Source organism: Pseudomonas fluorescens (assembly GCF_019212185.1).
In the GTDB taxonomy this organism is placed as follows: Bacteria; Pseudomonadota; Gammaproteobacteria; order Pseudomonadales; family Pseudomonadaceae; genus Aquipseudomonas.
Map to the genome: position 1 here is coordinate 3,831,467 of NZ_CP078138.1, position 17,784 is coordinate 3,849,250.

General features: G+C 58.6%; 13 protein-coding genes. All 13 read right to left on the reverse strand.

The annotated features are described in order from the left end of the window. Positions 1-23: 23 nt before the first annotated feature. The 13 genes from KW062_RS17105 to KW062_RS17165 all read right to left on the reverse strand — a co-directional run bounded on the left by KW062_RS17105 (position 24) and on the right by KW062_RS17165 (position 17,783). The gene (locus KW062_RS17105) at positions 24-1,313 is read right to left on the reverse strand and encodes an arsenic transporter (protein ID WP_105755395.1); all 1,290 of its coding nucleotides are present in this window, start codon (positions 1,311-1,313) and stop codon (positions 24-26) included. 35 nt (positions 1,314-1,348) lie between these two features. Then, positions 1,349-2,533: an OmpA family protein gene (locus KW062_RS17110; RefSeq protein ID WP_105755396.1), complete on the reverse strand. Its 1,185-nt coding sequence runs from the start codon at positions 2,531-2,533 to the stop codon at positions 1,349-1,351. Next, positions 2,530-2,967, reverse strand: a complete 438-nt coding sequence (gene tssE, locus KW062_RS17115) for a type VI secretion system baseplate subunit TssE (protein ID WP_105755397.1) — start codon at positions 2,965-2,967, stop codon at positions 2,530-2,532. Before tssE ends, KW062_RS17110 begins: the two co-directional genes overlap by 4 nt. Before the next feature lie 3 nt (positions 2,968-2,970). Continuing rightward, positions 2,971-3,507, reverse strand: a complete 537-nt coding sequence (gene tssJ / locus KW062_RS17120; RefSeq protein WP_105755398.1) for a type VI secretion system lipoprotein TssJ — start codon at positions 3,505-3,507, stop codon at positions 2,971-2,973. Beyond that, positions 3,488-4,585, reverse strand: a complete 1,098-nt coding sequence (gene tssG / locus KW062_RS17125; protein WP_105755399.1) for a type VI secretion system baseplate subunit TssG — start codon at positions 4,583-4,585, stop codon at positions 3,488-3,490. Before tssG ends, tssJ begins: the two co-directional genes overlap by 20 nt. Further along, positions 4,549-6,318 (reverse strand): type VI secretion system baseplate subunit TssF, encoded by a 1,770-nt coding sequence (gene tssF / locus KW062_RS17130; RefSeq protein WP_105755400.1) that lies wholly within the window; start codon positions 6,316-6,318, stop codon positions 4,549-4,551. Before tssF ends, tssG begins: the two co-directional genes overlap by 37 nt. Positions 6,319-6,342: 24 nt before the next feature. Then, positions 6,343-7,923, reverse strand: a complete 1,581-nt coding sequence (gene tssA / locus KW062_RS17135; protein ID WP_105755401.1) for a type VI secretion system protein TssA — start codon at positions 7,921-7,923, stop codon at positions 6,343-6,345. Then, a complete protein-coding gene (locus KW062_RS17140; RefSeq protein WP_256350801.1) occupies positions 7,920-11,249 on the reverse strand; it encodes an ImcF-related family protein in 3,330 nt (1,109 codons plus the stop codon). Before KW062_RS17140 ends, tssA begins: the two co-directional genes overlap by 4 nt. Further along, a complete protein-coding gene (locus KW062_RS17145) occupies positions 11,246-12,460 on the reverse strand; it encodes a hypothetical protein (protein ID WP_146118263.1) in 1,215 nt (404 codons plus the stop codon). The genes KW062_RS17140 and KW062_RS17145 overlap by 4 nt, the downstream gene beginning before the upstream one ends. 172 nt (positions 12,461-12,632) lie before the next feature. Continuing rightward, complete coding sequence (locus KW062_RS17150; protein ID WP_105756118.1) at positions 12,633-13,331, reverse strand: DUF3592 domain-containing protein; 699 nt, start codon at positions 13,329-13,331, stop codon at positions 12,633-12,635. Positions 13,332-13,442: 111 nt separating this feature from the next. Next, positions 13,443-14,477, reverse strand: coding sequence for a formylglycine-generating enzyme family protein (locus KW062_RS17155; protein ID WP_105756117.1), 1,035 nt, complete (start codon positions 14,475-14,477; stop codon positions 13,443-13,445). Between the two features lie 2 nt (positions 14,478-14,479). Continuing rightward, positions 14,480-15,484 carry a formylglycine-generating enzyme family protein gene (locus tag KW062_RS17160; RefSeq protein WP_105756116.1) on the reverse strand — a complete coding sequence of 335 codons (1,005 nt, stop codon included), beginning with the start codon at positions 15,482-15,484 and terminating at the stop codon, positions 14,480-14,482. Positions 15,485-15,497: 13 nt separating this feature from the next. Next, entirely contained in the window at positions 15,498-17,783 is a 2,286-nt protein-coding gene (locus tag KW062_RS17165) for a hypothetical protein (RefSeq protein WP_218424795.1), read from the reverse strand. Between the last annotated feature and the right edge of the window lies 1 nt (position 17,784).

A 17,784-nucleotide genomic window follows, 5' to 3' on the forward strand; every position in this document is an offset into this window, starting at 1 on the left:
TTGATACACCATCATCCCCAGCCTCAGAACCCCACCGTCAACCGCACCGCCAACGCCGCCAGCGTCAGCAACAACACCGGCAACGTCAGCACAATCCCGACCTTGAAGTAATACCCCCAGCCAATCAGGATGCCCTTGCGCTGCAGTACATGCAGCCAGAGCAAGGTCGCCAGGCTGCCAATCGGGGTAATTTTCGGCCCCAGGTCGCTGCCGATTACGTTGGCGTAGATCATCGCCTCCTTGACCACCCCGGTCGCCTGGCTGGCATCGATGGACAAGGCGCCAATCAGCACGGTGGGCAGATTATTCATCAGCGATGACAGCAGCGCCGTCAGCAACCCGGTGCCCATGGCCGCGCCCCATACCCCTTGCCGGGCGAAAGTGTCCAGCCAGCCGGCCAGGTAGGCGGTCAGCCCGGCGTTGCGCAGGCCGTAGACCACCAGGTACATGCCCAGCGAGAAAATCACGATCTGCCACGGCGCCTCCTTGAGCACCTTGCGCGTGGAAATCCTGTGACCACGCCCGGCTACGGCCAGCAGCAGCGCCGCGCACACCGCCGAAATCGCACTGATGGGTACCCCCAACGGCTCCAGGGCAAAGCACCCCAGCAGCAGAATGACCAGCACCACCCAACCGGCAAAAAAGGTCGCCTTGTCGTGGATCACGCTCTTCGGCTCATCCAGTTGCCCGGGATCATAGGCCTGCGGAATGTCCCGACGGAAAAAAACCATCAGCACCACCAAGGTCGCCGCGACGGCCACCAGGTTGACCGGCACCATCACCGCGGCATAGCGGTTGAAGCCAATGTGGAAGAAGTCCGCCGAGACAATGTTCACCAGGTTTGACACCACCAGCGGCAGGCTGGCGGTATCGGCGATAAATCCGGCGCCCATGACGAAGGCCAGGGTCGCCGTCGGTGAAAAACGCAGGGCCAGCAACATCGAAATCACGATCGGCGTCAGGATCAACGCCGCGCCATCGTTGGCAAACAACGCTGAGACCAACGCCCCCAGCACGATCATCCAGGCAAACAACCGACGCCCGTTACCCCGCCCCCAGCGCGCCACATGCAACGCCGCCCAGGCAAAAAAACCCGCCTCGTCCAGCAGCAGGCTGATGATGATCAGCGCGACAAAGGTGGCGGTGGCATTCCAGATGATCTCCCACACCAGTGGGATATCGCTGATCTGCACCACGCCACTGAGCAACGCCAGTCCGGCGCCGAGCATCGCACTCCAGCCCACACCCAGGCCACGGGGTTGCCAGATCACCAGGGTGATGGTCAGCAGGAAGATGGAGGCGGCGATGAGCATGCGTGGGGCCTGCAACAACTGGAGAAGGGAGTCACCTATCCATCAGTTGCTGCGGGCTTGTCAAGACTCGCCACGGGCCCCATTGATGCGCTGGAGCAGGCGCCGGCTTCAGGAATCAGGCGAATATCCACTCGTCGATTCTCGACGCGCCCGGCGGCCGTGTCATTGCTGGCAACCGGCTGATTGGCGCCAACCCCCTGGATAACGAAGCAGCCACTGGGGATATCACCCATGCGCTGCATCCAGTCACGAACAGCCAGGGCCCGGGCGTGGGACAACTGCAGATTGCGCTCGGTGTCGCCGGAACTGTCGGTGTGGGCACTGATGACGATCAACCAGCCTGGCCGAGCCTTGATAGTGACCAAGGCGTCGATCAGCACCTTGGCCGAATCGGTCCTGAACTCGGCGCTGCCGGGTGCAAACAACAGCAGACTGTCCAGACGCACGGGCGTTGGAGCTTCTTGCTGCTGAAAAGCCAAGGCGAAACGCTGCAACTGCTCCCCCGCCAGACCCAACAGCGCCAGACCGATTGCCAAGCCGCTGGCCGCCACAACGCCGAGCCACAAACCGGTACGGCGCCTGGTCACCGTCACCCGAGGCGGTGGATTGGCAGGCCAAATGACAATTGGCATCGGCACTGGCAGCGGCAGCGTCGAGATCGGCCCTCTGACCGACTGCGCCAAGCGTTCGCTGACAAGCGTGCTGTGCTGCAAACGCGGGATCACGCTCTCAAGCTGTTGACGCAGCCACTGTAACGGCGGCACAGCCATCTGTACCTGTACCTCCAGTTGCCGTTGCAAGGTCAACAGGCTGTTGTCCAGTTGCAGCAGCGACGGCACATCCTGCGAACTCAGCGGCAAACTGCGCAGCAATGGCTGCCATTGCCCAAACAGCCAGGCGAGGATGTTCAGGCGCAATGACGGCGACGCCGGCCACAGGACTGGCCATTGATTGCTCAGGGCGTCGATCAATGCCGTGCCCTGGAGCATGCCCTCCAGGCCGCGCCGGTGGCTACGCGCCAGGGCGAACGCGGCCGCCGTTTGCAGGTCTGCACCGTTGTGCTCGAACAAAGCCTGACACCACTGCTCGACCCTGGCCCAGTCCACATCGGGACAGGCCGGGTGATTCAGCTTGGCCAACTCTTCATTCAGCGCGACAAAATCGGCGCAAGCGGACGGATCGCCGCCCACGCGTATGTGCATCTCGAAAAAAACGCTCATCGGGACACCCATTGCTGACGTTTCAGATGGCTCACCAGCACCTTGCCTTCGGCGGTCAGCGCCGTCGCGAATGTGAGCTGCCGGCCGCCTTTGAGCTGCAGGTCGAGTCGGTATTGCAGATGGCCTGGCAGCGGTTGTGGCAGCAACTCCAGCTGCACCCCCTCCAGGCGCGGTTCGTAACGCAGCAAGGTATTGCGCAGGCTATTCATCAGCTCATGTGCCGTGCCGGGCATGCCCTGCAGAACCCGCCCCATATCGGGAAGCCCATAATCAGGCAGATGCGCCAGGGTGCCGGCGCGGCTATTGAGGATGCGCTGCAGGTTGTCCAGCACTGACAACATGCAGTGGTCATCTTCGTCAACCTGATAGAGAGGCAGGTCAGCGTCAAAATTCTGCAGCAGCGTTTCATACAGCGAAGGGCTGGATTCGGTCATCCGTCACTCCTTGACCAGGGGCCGCAGGTTCAAGCGGTTATCACTCAGCTCGATCACTCTGGCGCGATCCGGGTCGAGTTCTTCAGTTTCCAATGTCAGGCGCCAGCTATCCGAGACCGTGTCGGCATGCCGGAACAAGCCGACCACTGCGACAAAGCGCGCGTCCTTGGCCATGGGTACATCCAGTTGCGCGCCCTCCCCCGGCTTGATCAGTGCCGTGTGCTTGTCCAACAGGTCGCTGCCGAGCGCCCGATCATCGTCGTCGAGCAAATTGTCGTACGTGGCGTTGTCCAGCGTCTTGAGGCTGCGCAATTGGTAAACGCGCACCAGGGTCGGCAGCGCCATCGTATTCATCTCGGCCTGGTCGCGGTTGATCGCGGTGCGCGCACTGAGGTCCAGGTGCAGGGTTGTCACCTGCTTGTAGAAAATCGCCCGCGCCGTGGATGCGGTGGATTGCGAGACTGACTGGGTCATACCGCAGCCAGCAAATAGAGTGGCGAGCGTCGCCAGCAGCAGAGTCTTACCAACGGTACGCGACATGCTGTACCTCCTTGTTCCGAGGGTTTTTCGAAAGGCCCTGATAGCGGCCCAGATTGAGGGTGACAGTGGCGCTTCCCGCGCCCTGCCTGGTATGGCTGCCTGGATCAAGCATGGCGGTCATCCCGAGCAACAGCGCGGCTCGTCCGAGCACAGGTCGGGGCAAACTGCACAGCGGCAGCGACAACTGTAATTTTGCGCTGCAGCGCCAGCCCAGGTAGACCCGCAACAGCACCATCAGGTCGTTGTACAGTTGACCGCCCGGCAACCAGCCACGGGCTTCATCCGGGTCCTGGGTAAACAACGCCAGATGCAGCTGGCTGTTGGCGTCATGGCCGACGCTGCCCAATGGTGTGCCCTGGGCCAGACTTACCGGGTGTGCTTTCGACAGACTGGCCGGCTTCGTCAGCAGGACTTTCTGTGGCCAGTGCGGGGTCACCCTGGCCTTGCTTTTGGGGGCTAGCAGCGTCACCAGGGCGGTGATGCCTTCGGCATTGCGGGTGGGCAGGCGCATCACGCTGAGCAGTGCAAGAAAGCGCGACACCGGCGTGGCGATGCGCTGGGCGGTGCCGGGAATCCCCAGGCCGATCAGGCCCAGCAGACACTGCGACGTAGCGTCGGTGGCACCCGCCTCGAAGCTCGCCGGGTATGAATACTTGCGCCAGATTCGATAAAACTGGGTGAAGATCCGGTGATTGAAAATATCGAGAAATGCCTCCAACGCTTCATGGCCCTCGCGACGCTGGGCGATATCGTCAATAAAAGCCGTCGGCATGGGTGAGTCCACACCGTACAAACCGAGCAAGCGCGTGCGCAGCGTCGCCGGACGCTGCGGATGCAATGGGTCGATTTCGATGTACTTCAGCTCGCCGCCCGGAAAGCCCATGCCGGGGTCCGGGCGAAACCGTACCGAATCGTCCGCCGGGTGCGTGGTGCTGCCCAGTGGTGGGTGATCGGGCATGGCTTTTTCCAGCAATTGGCAGATGCGATACACACTGGCCTCGGCCACGCGCCCCTGCAGCACATCGAGTAATCCGCTGGCTTTCAGCCGGGAATACGCTGACTGTGGTTCTCGTTCCATCGCAGGCACTTTCCTGAAGGTTGAAGGATCAGCGTGAGCTGGTTGTACAGGTGGATGTCGGCATACAAGGCGAAGAAGCGCTGGAGCATTTCGCCGAACAGGCTGATGTCGCCCTCGCCGCAGAAGCCATTGGCGTCGACGGTGACTTCGATGTCGACGCCGCGCAGCAGGAAGCCTTTTTCGAAGCGCTGCACCAGGTGATGCCTGACCTCGAGAATCGCTGCCAGACGTCGGCGGTTCAATTCGCTGGCCGTCCAGTCGTACAGCGCCAACGTCCCGCGCAAGACTTCGGCGCTGTCGAGCATCGGCAGGAAATTCGAGCCCAGGTGGCTGAGCACGCGCCAATGGAAACGGTCGCGATTCGGCGGATAGCAGGGCAAGGTCGGCGCACACAGATTGCGCACCCGTACAGGGGTCGGTGATGACGCTCCCGGCGTATCGAGCAAAGTACTTTGCAGGGCCTTGCGTGGCAGTTGGCCGTGGGTGCCGGTGAGTTGCAGCGACAGACTTTCCTCATTGCGCAAGCGATCCAGATCAAAACCCTCGCCGCCGAGGATCAGCCAGGTATCGTGCAGCCCATTGGCGCCGCGCTTGAGCCGCGTATGGTAGTAACGGTCGGGAGCCTCGTCGCGCAGCATCCCGCCCTTGTGGCGAAAGCTGGTGAAGGGCACGTATTCATGACGAACACCGGTCCGCATCGCCGTGACCTGATCCACCGAGTAAATTTCGATATGACCGTCCTGCAGGCGCATGGGCCGGAGCAGATAGTCGGTTTGCAACGGCTGCAGCTCCATCGGGTCACATTCGAGCTTGAACAGGTTGATCACCGGCACGGCATGCAGGCGCAGGTGCTCGGCACCGAGGTTGAACGTGGCTGGCCACGCCTCACTCAGCACCACCTCCAGGTCGAAGCGGGTGGTGCCTGGCGCAAATTCAAAGGTCTCGAGCCCACAGAGGGTGACGAACATGAATTTTTCCCGAAAGGTGAAGTACTCCAGCAGCAGTTGATACCCGCTGAAAGCACTGTCGCCCTTGGGCCACAGGCGATCGTCGTCGGCGAAGCCCTTGGGGGCAAAGTGAGCTGCCAAACGCCGGCGATGCGCCTCGCCCGGCAAGCGTACGTAGACCGCCTGGGCGTTGCGGGTCAAAGCGTGGTGCAGGGCGCTGGCCAATGCGGCGTCGGCGTTGAGGTACAGCGGCAGGCGACTGAGGTCAGTCTTGCTCCATTCGATCTGCGCATTACAGGCAAATCCCACGCGCAACAACGAGCGTCCGTCAGGCTCTTGGTCAACCCGTACCGACTCGATGGCCAGTGGGCGCAGCCTCAGCTCCTGGGTGGTGGTATAGCAGCAGCGGGTACGCCGAGGACCGATGGGTTGCGACAGCACTTCAAAACCTGCGGCAAGCACCTCGTTGTGCTTGATGTGGGTCAAATCGGGCGCCAGTTCGACGATCGACAAAGAAGGAATGGTGCGCAAGTAATGCGGCCACAGCAGGCTGACCAGTCCCTCGGTCAACTCAGGCAAGTCGTCGTCGAGTTTCTCGCGCAAGCGCCCCATCAAAAAGGCAAAGCCTTCGAACAGGCGCTCCACATAAGGGTCGCGGGCACCCGGCTTGTCCAGATTGAGGTGTGCCGCGCGGTCCGGAAACGCCTCGGCGAACTCTTGGCCCGCTTCGCGCAGGTAGCGCATTTCGGCATCGTAGTAATGCAGTGTCAGATTGTCCGTGCTCAAAGAAAAATTCCTGATGATGAGGATTCAGCCGCACAACACGGCGGCGCGTACCGGATCGAGGGTGACCAGAGCCGCCAGCAACACCTCCATCCGGGGTGCCAGCAGCGCCTTGTCGGCGGTATTGCGCTGCGCCCGTAGGCGCAGCAATTTCAGCAGGCGTGCCTTGACCTCGAATTGCAGTTCCGGCTCCCAGTCGGCCAGCGCCTGGCGTTGCGCCGTGGCGTCCAGCTCACCGAGCAGGTGCACGGCCAGGTCGCTCTTGCCACATTGCTCAGCGACCCGTGCCATCAGCAGGCGCAGGAGCCAGCGTTGACGGCCGCTTTCGATACCCGGACGCTCGGCCAGCCAGGCCAGTGCCTGCTCTACGCCATCGCTGTCGGCCTGCGCCAGGGCTTCGCTTTCCAGGGACAAAATCTCGGCATCGCTGGTGCTCGGTGCCACCACCGGCGCCGGCGCCCACTGGGGTTCCCGATTGCCGCTGACGTGCTGCGCGATCCAATCGCGTGTGATCTCGTCAGTGAACGGCGTGCCATCGCACCACTTCAGTTGTTCCACACCTGGCAGGCGCTCAATGAACATCCCCAGGTCACGCTTGACGATGTCAGCCCAGCCATCCTGCGGCGCGGGCTGTTTACTCAGCGCCTGGTGCAGATACCATTGCAGGTCGAGCCAGAAATGGTTCACGCCCTCAACGTAGATGCGCTCAGCCAAATCGAGCAGTTCAGTCCAGTTGCCCTGCAAGTGCAGCCGCTTGAGTTGCGCCCGGTAATGGCTGTCTGGCGGCGCTAGCAGGGTTACACCGTTGGCATCCTGGGGCGGCGTCCGTTGCAGGGTGTCCCAGCGCAGACTTTTCATCAGCCGATGGGCCGCAAGCCAACCTTGGGGTTGTTCAAGCAGGTACTCCGCAAGTGCTCGACCGCCGTCCAGCAGGTCGCGTCCGGATTGGATCCTGTTATCGGCCACTGATGGCCCCTGAAGCGGTGCAACGGCGCTGTGCTGCGGCACCAGGGCATCTACGCCGCCGGCCCGAGTCAAGCGGGCGGACAACGCTGCGTGCAGGCCTTCCAACTGCGGTCGCTGCTCCTGCGGCCAGGTTTGCAGCCCATGCTCCAGCCAGGCCAAGGCGGCCACAGTACGCTCGGCCTCGGCCTTGACCACTTCGGGATAACGCAGAAGGCAATCCAGTACCTTGCCACTGCTCAGCCATTCCAACGCCTGCTTGCGGCTGTTAGGCCGCAGCGGCAATACCTCTTCGGCGTAACGCTCGAGCAGCGCGGCAAGCAGACTCAGGCCGTCGGCCAGGCCCTTCTCGCCCTCGCCCTGCACACGCGCCCACAGGTAATAAGTGGCGACGCGCAGGTCCTTGCAACGCTGGCGGAACAACTTTTCTGCCAGCTGTACCACCAACGCCGCATCCGCCCCGGAGAGCTTGTTGACTTCTTCACGCATACGCTGGAAATCATCGTCGTAGCCCGGGTCTTCGCCCACGGCTGAATCGGCACTGAGCGCTTGTAACCACGGCTGCCAGCGCTCGCCCTGCTCTCGGGCCAGCACCAGGGGATCGCGCTCACCCAGACAGCGTTCCAGCAATGTTCGCAAGCTCATTTCTTGCCCCCTTTATTGGCAACCGGCCGGGCTTTGTCGCCCTCCTGCAAAAACACCTCAGTCGGCAATTCAAACCCGCGCAGTTTCAGCAACTCCAGCGGACCGGTACCCAGTTCGGTGCGTAAATTCCAGGTCAATTCCAGGTTGTCCGGCGCCTTGATTTGCACGCGCATCTGGCTGTCGCTGTCGTTCAACGGGGTGATGCGTGCGTGTTCCAGCAGGCGGATCAGGCCCCAGGTGCCTTCGTAGTCGGCGAACAGGCGTTCGCCGGTGTAGACGCTGGTCCACAGCAGGCGGCTGCCGGGGTGGTTGCTGGTGCCGGGCCAGGTGAAGCGTTGCCAGCGTTCGCGCTGGTTGAAGTAGTGATGTTTTTCGCCGTTGAGGATGAAGGTGGTGTCGACGATGTCGCGCACACCTTTGCCCCGCAGTTCGAAGCTCACACCCAGGCCGCCGTCGGTAAAGAGCACGTCGGCGAGTTGGCTGAGTTGATTGATCGCCGTGAGAAATTGCGGGTTGAAACGCAGGCCCTGGCTGTGGCGGGTGTCCGCAACCCAGCGCTGGCCTTCCTTGCGCAGTACGCCGCCGAGTTGCTGCTGGAGAAATTGCTCCAGCCGTCCGGAGTCGGCGCGGATCATCTGCCCGAGCATCGGCAGCGAGGCGTCGCTGGTGGTCGCGGCAAAGGGGTAGCGACCGGCGAATGCGCTGTGCCATTCGTTGACGATCGAGCGTTGCCACTGGCTGTTGAGGCCCGCTGCCGAGGGTTGCAAAACCCGCTGCCAGGCTTGTTCCAGCGGCTGCACAAACAGCGTCTGGCCGATGCCGTCCCACTCGGCGCCGAGGCTGGCGGCCAGCAGGCTGCCGTAGGATTGGGTGTCGGTGAGGTCGACGTTTTGTCCTTGGAACACGCTTTGCGCCAGGGCTTGGGTCATTTCTTGCGGGTTGGTCGCGTTGCTCACTTGCTGCAGTTTCAGGCGAACCCGGGTAACGCGGTTAAGGAAGGCGGCGAGGCTCAGGCGCTCGGAGTTTTCGCTCTCTTTGCCGATCAAGGCCAGCAAGGGGCCGAAGGTTGGGTCCAGCGGGCTGGTCGCTCCGGGTAGCTGTTGATCGATGGCCGCCACGGCGTCCTGATTGATGAGTTTTTGCGCTGACTTGACCAATGATTCACTGAACGCCGGACCACGGGCACCGGCCTGGCCCTGATAAGCCAGCGTGTTCATCAGCGCAATCAGCGGCGACTGCCGCGCATCGCTCATCAGCGCCAGTTGGTCGATCACCTCGCCCAGGCTCTTCACTTCTCGCCAGCGCAGGCCGTTGAGGAAGTTCAGCCAGGCGTTGGCGTAGTCCTGAAAATAGCGCTCGGTGAGACGCTGACGCAGTTGCTCGGGCGTCAGGTCGGCGGCGATTTCGTGGTGGCTGTCGCTGAGCACCCAGTCGATTTCTTCGCGACGCTGCTCGGCGATGGCGTTGATGGCCTGACGCACCTGCCCTTCCCAGGCCTGCCGGGTGAACACCCCGGGCACTTCCGCTCGGCTGGAAAACAGCGCTGAGGCATCGGTGTCGCCGACCATCTGCGCCAGACGCAAAGCCGGGGCCTGATTGGCGGCATCAGCGAGGACTTTTTCATAAAGGCTGACTTCGGCATTGCGCTGACCGAGTTGGCTGAGCAGCACTTGCCGGGCCTGGGCCACCAACTTCGGATCGGCCTCAAGGCGCCACTCCGGGTGGGCCGGCAGTTGCTCGGCGTAGAACTTCCAGAGCTCGGGGGTGAGCGCTTGCCAGAGGCCCGGTGAAATACCGTCGCGCTCGGTTTCGGTCTCGCTCAGGGTCTTGGCGAGAAAGGCACTGTCGACCTTGTCCGGACGCGTCAGCATCAAATAAGCCTTGAGCTGATCGTAGGCCTGGGCCGAGAGTTTGCTGCGTAATGGGCTGTCAGCCGGCAGCTTGATCAGACGATTCAGCGCGGCCTGCAGGTTGGCCGCCGCTGGATCGCGCAGCAGCCGCTGATTGGCCTCGACGTAACGCGGCCACAGGGCTTCAAGCAAGGCGTCGTTCTGGTTCAGGCCAAAACGCTGATACCAGGGCGTGCCGTGGGCGGCGCGGTAATCCAGGCGGTCGAGCTCGCGGGTCAACTCGGAAAACGCACGAAGCTGTGGGTCGCCCTGCTCCGCCGTTTGCAGGGTCGCGAGGGAGTTCTGCAGATGGGCGATCTGCGTGCGGTTGCTGGTGAAGGACAGCAGCATGCCGACGCCCCAGACCAAGGCCAGTCCCAAGGCCAACCGATATGCGACCCGCGTCGCTGGCCAGCCGAGGCGTTTAATCCGCTGCTTGCGCCCATTCAACACCCCGGCCCAGGCCGGCTCATGGGGCCAGTGATGATTATTGGATTTTTCCCCGCTGGGCAGCGGCAAACTGAACCACAAACCGCGCAACGGCAGGCTGCGAGCGTACATGCCGAATAACGGTGCCAGGGCTTGGCGCCAACGGGCGATGCCTTCGACCTGGAGATCCCGCGACAGGCGCAGCAGGAAATCGTGTTTGAAGTCCTTGCTCACTTCTGCCCAGCCTTCCTGGCGCAGCGGTTGGATCAACGTCTGCAACGCATCGTCAATGGCTTGCGCGGTCGTTTTTTCTGGCAGCGCGCAACCGACGGCCTGGGTTGGACGCATAGGTTGCGGCCATTGACTGTCGCACACCTGCCACACATGCAGCGGCAACGACCAACCCAGTTTTGTGGCCAGCTCACCCAGACGTGTCACACCATGACTGAGGATTTGTTGTTCTTTGCTCTGTGCGGGTGTCAGGGCCCAGATCACGCCGTCGAGGGCGCGCCAGCGGGTGAGCTGTTGGCACAGTTCGGTGACCGAGGGAGTAAGCGGCGCTTGTACGCTGCCGCCCCAGAGCAGGACGTTGTGTTCGCCGTGCAGCCAGTGGTCCTGGGAGAGATGGGGGGCGATGGCCTGGATTTGTTCAGGCTCGCCGATGACCAGGTACAGACGGGTTTTTCGGCGCCAGAGGGGGCCGTGGTGGAAGCGTAAGTATTTGCCCAGATTGTCCCGAGTAGACGGTTTCCGATTCGCCGAGAGGCCCTTCGTCAACATTGGCGTTGGCAGTTTCGCAATGAAATTAAGCGGCCCAAGCTTTCTCACTGCCAGCACGCCAAGATTGTCAAGGAACAGCATGACCATGCAGGCCGCCAGCAACCCAGCAAACAGCGTCATCCGTTCATGGGAGGTTGTGACGTTAAGAACGGAGTCATCCACCCAAATCAATAGCCCGCCGACTACGAACAGACACATCACCAGCATCCAGACACTAATATGTTTCATGACTGTTCCTTATTAATCTCGACCGGGCGCACGAAGCACCATTGTGGTGAGGCGTCTTGCAGCACGATGAGTTGGGGCAGACTCGACGCCGCCGCGTGTTCGCTGGCTACCACCAGCGCCAAATTGCCGACTGCACTGCCCGGCAAACCCAGTACGTCATCCAGGCGCTTGATGCGATCACCGGCCGGTGAGTAGCCCGCTGCCGTCATCACCTTGCTCATGCGGCACTGGTCCTCTGCGGATACCTGGGTTTGCCAGGAAAAATATGAAGCGTCCGTCTCTGCAACCTGCCCCCAAAGACACGCGTCTTTGAATGAATCGACCTCGTCAGTCATTGCGACCGGACGCTGTACCCAATCGGCAGGCACGACGCTTTCACCGGCACACCACTCAGGCAGCGCCAGCAACACGGCAGACACCGATTCCGCCTGTTCGGCAACGGGCTGCAGGAACAGATGAATCTCCAATGACAGCATCAGTGCCGCAGGCGACGGCTGATCCAGCCAATGGTCCAGCCAAAGCAAACCGTCGTCCTGAGAGGCAAACTCCACTTGATCGAAGACCCGCGCCTGTCCAATACACGCCTGCCACAGGGACAAGACCTGATCGTCAGGCAATACCTGGTTGTGCTTGATCCGCAGGCGCATCGGTGTCTTTTTCACCAGTGCTTGGACATCTTCATCCAGCCCGTCCACCACCTGCTGCAAACGGGCCGTGAGACGCTGCGTATATTCGGCTTCGGTGAATAACTTGGTCTCCGGGAGCAACTGACTTACCCGTAAGGTCGTTCGCGACTCTTGTAGATAGAGCGGCTGCAGCGAGCTGGCACCGTTACACAGCGCCTCGGCCAATCGATTGTTGGCGGTGGCCGTGCAATACGAAGTCGTCACTACAGCAAGTTGGCGCTGGCCGACCTGAACGAGCCATTGCTCGTGCTCTTCGCGCTGCAGATTCCAACTCTCGGCAAAATCGCGCTGACGTTCATAAAACAGACGTCTCAAAGCCAATAGAACTAATCCGCTCAGCAGCGGAAAAACCACCGCACAACACCAGAACCACAACGACGACTGATCCTGCAATTCAGGCCAAAGCCCGATCACCAGCCCCGCCCCCAGCGCAGCCCAGGTCACTATCACTACACTCCAACGGCGCACACTGGGCGGCGTCGGCAGTGCCAGCGGTTGCGGCAGCGCTCGTAAATCAATAGGCACGTTATTACCTCCCGCCCTGAGGTTGCAGCGCAAAAAGACTGCATCCCCCCTTGCACTGGATAAACCTGTTTCCGCCATCAGCGGCCCACACGACGCCGCCGGCGGACACTTGGTCGCCGATGGGAATAACACCCGACATAGAACCTCCAGAACTTGATCGCGAGTGTGCGAATCAGCTCTTCAACTTGGGCAGGAAGGACACATCCACATGGTGTTTTTTGGGATTATTTCGCTGAATCCAGACTTTGAGAGTGTCACTCTTTATAAAACCCGAAGGATCGAACCAGATGTTTTCACTTTCAAAGAGATGCAATTCACCGGAAACCGGGTCCAACCATTGACAGACAATAACGAAGGGATTTCTGCCGTTGATCGACACACTGTGATTCGCTGCCACAGACTGGAATTTTGCCTCGATTGCTACGCCAGTGCGTTGCAAGCGATTCTTTCTACGTTTGCGTAATAGGCTGACGGTAACCATAAGCCCGCCGACAAACGAAAAGGCAATACCTAATACCAGCGTCACCCAGTAACTGGCCCACAACTCGGCATAATTGTTGATTTTTGCATTCTGGACATCGACAGGTAGATACAGAAGTTCCACCGCTTCGCCGACTGAGTAAGGCGGTGGATTGCTGGACATCGACGAGGTGAATTCGACCTTCTGACCGTCGCGCGTGGCGAACTCAACAACTGGCTTGAAGGTGATGGAATTTTCGCCCCTGACACTGACCAGATCCACCACAGAACCAGGAACGGCGATGGCGCTTTCGAGGAAGGTAGTGGTGCTGTTATTGAGCATCATTGCGCCGGCGAGCAGTGCGATGCCGATGAATGAAAAGATGTATTTTAGTGCGGATATTATTTTCATGTTGAACTTCCCTTTAAGGTTTTGATTTTTTCGGAACTGCGTTAGTTAGCAGGCGCAATAATCTGCGCGAGCATTCAAAGTTTGAAATCCCCTAGCGTATTCGTACTCCATTTAGATAACCGGGCTCGGACTGTTGACCACGCAGCGAGCCGTCTTGAAGCTTAGATAAGGCACGCCATCTCCCCAATCATGACCATGCGGCTCAACGGCAGTTCGATGCACATTCACTCCACCACCCCAAGCAGGGTCAGCAAGACTTTGTCCACGCATCACTTTTGCATGTTGTCCAAAGTAATTTTTGAACGAGGGGTAATCGGGCCCCTGGGGATCTTTCAATGGCGAATATTTATAATATTCAGGGTCGTACCAATCATGTACCCATTCGAGCCCGTTATCTGACATTGAATATAGGCCCAAAGGATTGGGTGGAAACTGATCGACCGGTAATGCAGTCAACCCTTCCGTTCCCCACCCCATTTTGACGGCGAATGCCTCCCGATCCCATTCCGACGAAATATTCACGCCCCGAAGTCCATGTTCCCCAGGAATTCGTTCGGGTGCTACTTTGTAGGTCCCATCATCTGTGGCCACCATAAAAAACTGACCACGACTTCGGGCGGCATATTCCCATTGTGCTTCCGTTGGTAGAGCAAACGGCAGCCCACTGACATCCATCAACCATTTGCAGTATTTTTCCGCCTCATACCAGTCCATATGTGCAGGATTATTTTCAGGCTGACTGAAAATCTTGAACATCCTACTAGAGATATCTTGACGCAGCGCCAAGCCGTTGTACCTCAGATAAAACTGAAACTCACGATTAGTAATTTTGGATTTATCAACGGAATAACTAGTTAGCTGCACCTTATGAAGTGGCTTGCTATCTTTATCCGCGTCGTAAGGCAATCCCTCCGGCCCATGCTCCACACCATAGTCCCCCATCAGGTACTCACCACCCTCGACAAATATCAGGTTGCCTTTCACCGCTTTAACGAAATCTGCAATTTGGTCCGTGACATTAACATCCGTGTTTTGGGCAGGTTTTACCTCCTGCCCACATCCTGCCAATGCAATAATCACAAGCAACCCGATGCCCACCCACACCGCGGCACGGGTCGCCTCTATACGCTTATAATTTCTGCCCATTTTCAACTCACTGGCTCAGGACTATTAACTACGCAGCGTGCTGTTTTTGAACTCAAGAATACAGACTTGTCAGCAGACGCGAATCCATGCGGTTCAGCTGCGGTTCGATGTACATTGATACCTCCGCCCCAAGCCGGATTGGCCAGGCTTTGACCCCGAACGACCTTCGTATCGCGCCCGAAATAGTCCTTGAAAACAGGTTCATCCGGGCCTTTAGGATCCTTTAATGGTGAATGTTTATAATAGTCTGGGTCGTACCAATCATTTAGCCATTCGAGTCCATTATCAGACATCGAGTAAAGTCCCAGTGGGTTTGGCGGAAACTGATCAACCGGTAGAGGCGTCAGACCTTCCGACCTCCATCCCATTTCTTTTGCAAACGCTTGCCGATTCCATGTCGATGATATGTTGAGGCCTCTGAGTCCCTGCTCACCTGGTATACGTTCACGAGTTACTCTATAGGTGCCATCATCAGTCGCTACCATCATGAATTGACCACGGCTTGTTGCCGCATATTCCCATTGTGCTTCCGTGGGCAATGCAAAAGGCAATTCACTGATATCAGCTAACCACTTGCAGTATTTTTCGGCTTCGTACCAGTCCATATGAGCGGGAACATTCGGAGGCACACTATACACCTCGAACATTCCGCCCGAAATATCGTGACGAAGCTCTAAACCATTAGCCTTCAAATATAAATTGAATGCACGATTAGTAATTTTGAATTCTCCAATCGAATAGCTACTCAATAGTACGTCATGAAACGGCTTGCTATCGACATCCGAATCATATGGTAGGTGCTCAAAACAATATTCAGCGCCGTAGTCACCCATCAAGAAGCTGCCACCCTCTACGGAAATCAAATTACCCTTCAGCACCTCGACAAACTTCTTTAATTCTGTAGATACAGGCGACTTCCTCACACCGACAACTATCTCGGGTGACCTATCACACGCAACCAACCCAACAACACAGAACAAACTCACAATGACTTGCAACGCCTTCATGACCACCTCTCATTCATCCAAGTAGAGTTAAATCATCTACACACGAAACAAACGCACATTGCGCCGGATAATGAGAGTTCGGGGCAGAATTTAGTTGATAGTAGGGCGTATCATTCATGGCTAGTGCGTAACCCCAAGCTATTTCCACTTTTAAAACCTTGTAGATAGCTGCAAACTGCTCCTTCGCTATAAACAAATCCTCAACACGATCAACCCCTTCCTGAAGAAATCTTATTAAGTGCTGCTCCTGTAAAACAACCGTTGAATCCTTATCACCCCCCTCTGCCAAACTCCTCCCATCGGGACTCATTCGGCACATCACCTTTCGCCACTCAGCAATCGTCTGAATACTTCTTAATACCCATATCACTGACTCCTTGCGGTCGCTATATATATCCGGAGTGAATTTTTCGCCATAATTCTCATAATCCAAATGATCCCAAAACCCGTGCCGAGTCAGGACATACAGCAGTATCCCTTTGGCCTCCGGCGTGTACCGGAGTAGGTTCATAGGCTGGCTATTTATATTTTTCGCAATTTGATTTCTGCGCTTTGAAGCCTCTAACTTATTTTTATCTTCATCTATCAAAGAACCCATAAACTCTTCAAACCTTTGGCTCACAAAGTCAACTCCACGCCCCACTCCGCCAAAAGTCGAATACAAACTACTCCCCACACTTTCCAGCTGCATCACACAATACTGCCCATACGCTTTGAAAGCTCTTTTACTCACCAAATCAAAAAACCCAAAATCCAACCGATACAACTGATAAATCAACCAGGCCCCAAACTCCGCAATCGTATTAGTCCCCACCTCACAAATAACCCCGCCCTTCGCCCCGACGCCCCAGCACAAACTGGCGGCGACGTGGAAACAGAACTTGCCGTTGATAAAGGTGCAATAGAACTTGCCGCCAGCCCCCGCGCCCGCCAGACCGGCGATGCTGCTGCCGATGGTGCAGAAGTCGGTGTATTTGCCGGTCGATTGCAACAGACCGGCGACGTTGGGATTGAGGTCGCGTGGCGGGGTGGGTTTCAGCCATTGCAAGCTGCCCTTGAGGCTGCCTTCGACACGGGCGCCGGCGAAGGCTTGGGCTGTGACGCTGAGGCCTTCGTCTTCGGCGGCCATTTGTTGATGGAACACCGCGCCCCTGGTTTTTCGTTCATGAAAACGCGGCAGGCGTCCGCCGGGTTGGCCCATCAGCACTTGCTGGTCGCCGCTGCGGGCGATCTGTAGCTGGCCTTCAATCTGCACCGAGGCGCCGACGAAGCCGGTCAATTCGGGGGTCAGGCACAGTCGCAGCAGGCCCATGTTGAAGTCATTGCCGCGGTCGTCGGTATAGCGCAGGGCCCAACCCAGGCGGTCGGGGACGTAGGCGGTGTAACTGACCTTACCCGAGGCCACTGTCAGCGCTGCATTGGCTTCGCCCTTGAATGCGCCGGTGCCCTTGGCAACGTCAAACTCGCCACTGGCACCGACATTCGAGGCAAAGCGCATGAACTGCGCGCCACGGCTCAGGTCGAGACTGTCGGTCAGCTCCTTGGTGCCGACGAACTGGCTGTGGTTCCAGCTCTCGGCCCAATCGAACAGCACGAAATCGCTTTTCAGTTTATCCAGATCGAAATCCGAGCCGGCCCACTTGAGTACGTCGCGCAATTCCAGTTTGATCTTCGGCCACTCCAGGGCCGTCAACTGTTCCGCCAGTGTGCTGCTCGATATAACGGTTTTTCCGTTTTTATCCTTGCTGTAGATGCTGGCTTGCGCCGAGCGTTTGTCCTTGCCTTTCAGGGAAACGTTATGCAGCTTCCGACCGGCCTGGGTCTGGCTGAAGTAGCCTTTCTTGACGTAGACATAAGGTTTCGATTTGCCGTTGCGGCCACCCTTTCCCTGTACGACCGGGATCAGTTCGATCACCTCGTCGTAGCTCATCGAATCCAGGGAAAAATCGCCGAGTTCTTTCTTGATCGCAGCGCGGCTTTTTTCCAGCGCTTGCTCAGCTTCGGTGAGCGCCATCTGGCGCTTTTCTGTTTCACCGGGAGGCAGTGCCACCTTCGACGAAGCGCTGGCATAACGCTCCAGCGCGGTGGAATAGTTGGCGCTGGCACGATGAAAGGCGTCCATGCGCGCATTCATTTCCTGCCAATGAAGTTCAAACTTGCCGGCGTGGTCGTCATCAATGAAGATCAACTCTTCCGTGTCCGGGCGGAAGTAGCACTGCGCGGATTGATGACAGACAACGGCGACAGGATCTTTCCTGCTGCAGCGCAGTGTAGCGACGGGCGTTTCGGCCTGGCTCATG

Bases quoted from the DNA above. Each gene is read 5' to 3' on its own strand.
- tssA (WP_105755401.1), bottom strand. From the start codon at position 7,923: ATGAGCTTGCGAACATTGCTGGAACGCTGTCTGGGTGAGCGCGATCCC.
- KW062_RS17140 (WP_256350801.1), bottom strand. From the start codon at position 11,249: ATGAAACATATTAGTGTCTGGATGCTGGTGATGTGTCTGTTCGTAGTC.
- tssJ (WP_105755398.1), bottom strand. From the start codon at position 3,507: ATGTCGCGTACCGTTGGTAAGACTCTGCTGCTGGCGACGCTCGCCACT.
- tssG (WP_105755399.1), bottom strand. From the start codon at position 4,585: ATGGAACGAGAACCACAGTCAGCGTATTCCCGGCTGAAAGCCAGCGGA.
- tssE (WP_105755397.1), bottom strand. From the start codon at position 2,967: ATGACCGAATCCAGCCCTTCGCTGTATGAAACGCTGCTGCAGAATTTT.
- KW062_RS17105 (WP_105755395.1), bottom strand. From the start codon at position 1,313: ATGCTCATCGCCGCCTCCATCTTCCTGCTGACCATCACCCTGGTGATC.
- KW062_RS17155 (WP_105756117.1), bottom strand. From the start codon at position 14,477: ATGGGCAGAAATTATAAGCGTATAGAGGCGACCCGTGCCGCGGTGTGG.
- KW062_RS17160 (WP_105756116.1), bottom strand. From the start codon at position 15,484: ATGAAGGCGTTGCAAGTCATTGTGAGTTTGTTCTGTGTTGTTGGGTTG.
- KW062_RS17110 (WP_105755396.1), bottom strand. From the start codon at position 2,533: ATGAGCGTTTTTTTCGAGATGCACATACGCGTGGGCGGCGATCCGTCC.
- KW062_RS17165 (WP_218424795.1), bottom strand. From the start codon at position 17,783: ATGAGCCAGGCCGAAACGCCCGTCGCTACACTGCGCTGCAGCAGGAAA.
- KW062_RS17150 (WP_105756118.1), bottom strand. From the start codon at position 13,331: ATGAAAATAATATCCGCACTAAAATACATCTTTTCATTCATCGGCATC.